General features: G+C 70.5%; 4 protein-coding genes. All 4 read right to left on the bottom strand.

The annotated features are described in order from the left end of the window. Positions 1-313 precede the first annotated feature (313 nt). Entirely contained in the window at positions 314-616 is a 303-nt protein-coding gene (locus tag VFS34_15640; protein HET9795886.1) for a hypothetical protein, read from the bottom strand. A 396-nt stretch (positions 617-1,012) separates the two neighbouring features. After that, the gene (gene cyoE / locus VFS34_15635) at positions 1,013-1,921 is read right to left on the bottom strand and encodes a heme o synthase (GenBank protein HET9795885.1); all 909 of its coding nucleotides are present in this window, start codon (positions 1,919-1,921) and stop codon (positions 1,013-1,015) included. After that, the gene (locus VFS34_15630) at positions 1,918-2,370 is read right to left on the bottom strand and encodes a c-type cytochrome (GenBank protein HET9795884.1); all 453 of its coding nucleotides are present in this window, start codon (positions 2,368-2,370) and stop codon (positions 1,918-1,920) included. Before VFS34_15630 ends, cyoE begins: the two co-directional genes overlap by 4 nt. A gap of 21 nt (positions 2,371-2,391) precedes the next feature. Further along, the coding region (locus VFS34_15625) for a quinoprotein dehydrogenase-associated putative ABC transporter substrate-binding protein (GenBank protein ID HET9795883.1) at positions 2,392-3,081 on the bottom strand (690 nt) is incomplete at its 5' end.

Raw genomic sequence — 3,081 nt, 5'->3', positions numbered from 1 at the left:
CCGCAAGGCCGGCGGGTATTTTCATGTCACGCGCGGCCGCCCTCGAACGCGAACCGGGACGAAGCGGATGCCTCGAGTCGTCGGCGTCCGCTCTCGCGAGCGGCGGCGATTCCGGAACCGTTCCGGATCTCCGGGCGGCCGGCGGCGCGAAGAGCCCTTCCGAAGCCTGCCGACGGCCGGGTCTCGCGCGTCTTCCGGGGGACATCCGGGGGATTCGTCGAAGCCGGGTCGTCCGTCCGGAAAACGACCGGTGCGTCCTGGCGCCGGGCGAGCCCTCCGCCGGCGATCTCCTCCGGGGAAGTGAGGACGAACGCTACTCGCCCGAGGGGACGTCCGCCGTCTGGGTCGTCTCGGACCGGCGAAGGAGGCGCCGGAGATCCGCCTCGGTCTGAACCGTCGTGAGATCCACCGCGGACTCGGCGAGGCTGTCGATCAGAGCGCGGATGATCTCGGTCCGCTTGACGACCGCCCCCGTGCGCGCGCGGATGTCGGCCGAGAGCCGGTCCAGATAGACGATCTGCCGGTTCATGAGCACGATCGTCACGCGCGACCATCCTTCGAGGTGGGTGACGGGCCGGCCGCCCCACTGCCCCGAACGACCGTCGTCGTCCGTCATGCGGCGAGGCTGGGAGGACATGTCGTTCGGGTCGGACGGTCTTGGGCCTTGTTCATCGGCGAAGACTCCGCTTCTTTCGTTGATACGTTTCGGGTAGGGAAAAGTTTCCGCATTTCGCATCGACATCGATCATCCTCGAACGCTCTGTGCGTCGCTATCGCATTCTTGCCGGGGCCGCTCCCGCGACATCGCAGAATCCGTGCCACGCGCGGCGCGCGCGCGGCGCAACGATTTCGCGTGGCCGATCCGGGTCGAACCGTCCGGATCCGAAATCGCCGGGTCCCACATCCGGTCATCGGCGTACCGCATTTACGCAGTTGCGCAGCGCGTTCTCCTCCTCTGCTTCGTGAGACGGAACAGAAACGATAAAGGTTTCGCGCTTCCGGCGGACCGTGTTCAGAACGGCGGGAGCCCGGAAAGGACGATCGCCGCCATCGCCGCGGGAAGGAATGCGTTCGAGGCCGCGAAAAGCGCGCGGGCGCGCGCCGGTGTGCGCGAGGCCCGGAAGCGGATCGCGGCGCCGAGAAGCGCCGATCCCGCGACGGCCGCGATCGCGAACGGCCACCGCGAACCGCCCGAGAGGAGCGTCGCCGCGGCCGTCACGGCGAGCAGAGCGCCGGTGTGGAGGAGCGCATCGAAGGAGACGGCGGCGCCGGACGCGTCGCGGACCGACGTCATCGAAAATCCCGCCGCGGCGTAATCGCGGCGGTGAATCCAGCTCAGCGCGAGGAAGTGCGGCATCTGCCAGAAGAAGAGGATCGCGAACAGCAGCGCGCCTCCCGCGTGGATCCCTCCCGTCGCGGCGGTCCAGCCGATCAGCGGAGGAATCGCCCCCGGAACGGCGCCGACGATCGTGCATGCGGTCGTCGTGCGCTTGAGCGGCGTGTAGGCGAGAACGTACGAGGCGAGAGTGAAGAGGCCGAGGGCGGCCGCGAGCGGATGAACGAAGACGGCGAGCACGACGGCGCCCGCCGCGGCGGCGGCACCCGCGAATGCGCCCGCGGCCGCCGGGGAGATCCGGCCCGCGGGAATCGGGCGGCGGCGGGTCCGCGCCATCCTCGCGTCCCGGTCGCGCTCGACGAGCTCGTTGAAGGCGTTCGTTCCGGCGGCCAGGAGCGCGGTGCCGGCGAGCATCGCCGCGAAGACCCCGGCGCGGAAGCGAGGCGCCGCGGCGCCGTATCCGGCGGCCGCGGTGACGAGCACCATCGCGACGATCCGGGCCTTCGAAAGCGCGAGCCAGTCCGACAGCGCCGGAATGCGCCGCGGGACGGGCGGGGCTTCCGCGGAACGGGCCGGGACGGTCACCTCGGAGGGTCCGGCTCGTTCGGCGTCCGAAGGGACCGGATGTACGCGACGAGCCTCCACACCTGGTCGTCCGGGATCCTCACGCCCCAGGAGGGCATGCCGTGCGCGCGACCCTCGGCGATGCTGCTGAAGATGTTCGCGTCCTTGTTCCCGTAGATCCACCGCTCGTCGCGCAGGCTCGGCCCCATCCCGCCGCCCCCATGCGTCCCGTGACAGCCCGAACAGTTGTACCGGTCGAAGAGGTGGCGGCCGTCCATCGCCGCCGCCGCGTCCCCGGCGTACGGGTTCGCCGGCCCCGGCCCCGCGACTCCGGGGCCGGGCACCGGCCCGATCGGCATCCAGATCGCGGGCACCGCGCCGGCCTTCGCGGTCTGGTCGTGTTTCGCCTGGCATGCGGCGGCGGCGAGAACCAGTGCCAGCCCGCCGACGACCCCGATTCGCTTCTCCATGATCAGCCCCTCATCGGCCGCTCACTCGACGAGCGGCACCCCATAGCTCTCGAGAACGCGCCGGATCCCGTCGCGCCGCCGCTCGATGAAGGCGTCGATCTCGTCGCGAAGCGGCGTGTTGCCGCGGTCGACCGCCATCGCGATGTCGAAGACGTACGGCCGGAACGGAAGATCGATCGCCGGCGAGACCGGAACGATCTCGAGCGCAACGGCCGACCGCTTCGCGAAATACCCGGCGAGCGGCCCCCAGGCGATCGCCACGTCCACGTCTCCGCGGGAGACCGCATCGATCAGCTCCGCCGGAGGATTCGGTTTCGCGTAGTCGCCGAGCAGCGAATAGCCGACCACGTTTCTCACGATGCCGCGTTCGGCGAGCGCGAGACCCGGCGGCATTCCGGAATCGGCCCCCCCCACGACGTGGACGCCGATCCGGAGCCTCGCCAGCCGCGGATCGTCGAAGGAACGAATGCCGAGACTCCGGTCGCGCCTCGTCACGAAGACGTACGTGGAGCGGTAGTAGGGGGCGGTCGTCAGCGCGAGCGCGTACGAGGACGGGACGCCCATGACCAGGTCGCATCGCCCGCTCCGGAGGGTCTGCCGGGCGAAACCTCGGCGCTGCGGCCACCAGAAGTACACGAGCGGCCGGCCGAGGTCGCGCGCGACCATCTCGGCGAGCGCGTTCTCGAAGCCCTCCCCGCGCGAATTCGAGAA

The sequence above is a fragment of the Thermoanaerobaculia bacterium genome, assembly GCA_035717485.1.
Lineage (GTDB): Bacteria > Acidobacteriota > Thermoanaerobaculia > UBA5066 > DATFVB01 > DATFVB01.
The sequence above is the reverse complement of the archived record's forward strand: the minus strand, read 5'-3'. Positions and strand labels throughout refer to the sequence as shown.

What these genes read in the sequence shown, in the direction of transcription:
- VFS34_15640 (HET9795886.1), bottom strand. Translation starts at nt 616, where the DNA reads ATGACGGACGACGACGGTCGTTCGGGGCAGTGGGGCGGCCGGCCCGTC.
- VFS34_15630 (HET9795884.1), bottom strand. Translation starts at nt 2,370, where the DNA reads ATGGAGAAGCGAATCGGGGTCGTCGGCGGGCTGGCACTGGTTCTCGCC.